At 49.1% G+C, this 542-nt stretch carries 2 tRNA genes and 1 rRNA gene; all 3 read right to left on the bottom strand.

Annotation, left to right across the window (positions count from 1 at the left end):
- Positions 1-130 precede the first annotated feature (130 nt).
- A tRNA-Ala gene (locus E0496_RS34495) sits at positions 131-206 on the bottom strand.
- A 31-nt stretch (positions 207-237) separates the two neighbouring features.
- Positions 238-314, bottom strand: a tRNA-Ile gene (locus E0496_RS34490).
- Positions 315-430: 116 nt separating this feature from the next.
- Positions 431-542 (bottom strand): 16S ribosomal RNA (locus tag E0496_RS34485); the annotation flags it as partial.

Below are 542 nucleotides of genomic sequence, written 5' to 3'. Positions count from 1 at the left end.
AGTGGTTGAAACAAAACGAAAAGATGTCGAGACAATCACGAACAACCTTCACTAACAATTAAAACATTTTAGCTAAAGGATGATTCAGCAATTTCTTTTCTTTCGTTATCCAGTTTTCAAGGTGCAATATTGGTGGAGCCAAGCGGGATCGAACCGCTGACCTCCTGCTTGCAAGGCAGGCGCTCTCCCAGCTGAGCTATGGCCCCAAAATGGGTACCGACTTCTCAGAGTCGATAATGGTGGGCCTTAGTGGACTCGAACCACCGACCTCACCCTTATCAGGGGTGCGCTCTAACCAGCTGAGCTAAAGGCCCTTGGGTATTCCCTTTGGACTACCTTTGAAAGAGTATTAATCTTTCAAAACTGACAACGAGTAAGCGATAAACTGCCACGTTTATCCGAACCTCATCGGGTCCGGGTATTTCCTTAGAAAGGAGGTGATCCAGCCGCACCTTCCGATACGGCTACCTTGTTACGACTTCACCCCAATCATCTACCCCACCTTCGACGGCTAGCTCCCTTGCGGGTTACCCCACCGGCTT

Source organism: Paenibacillus luteus, from assembly GCF_006542765.1.
Lineage (GTDB): Bacteria > Bacillota > Bacilli > Paenibacillales > Paenibacillaceae > Pristimantibacillus > Pristimantibacillus luteus.
Note: the sequence above shows the minus strand (reverse complement) of the source record. Positions and strands in the feature narration are given on the sequence as shown.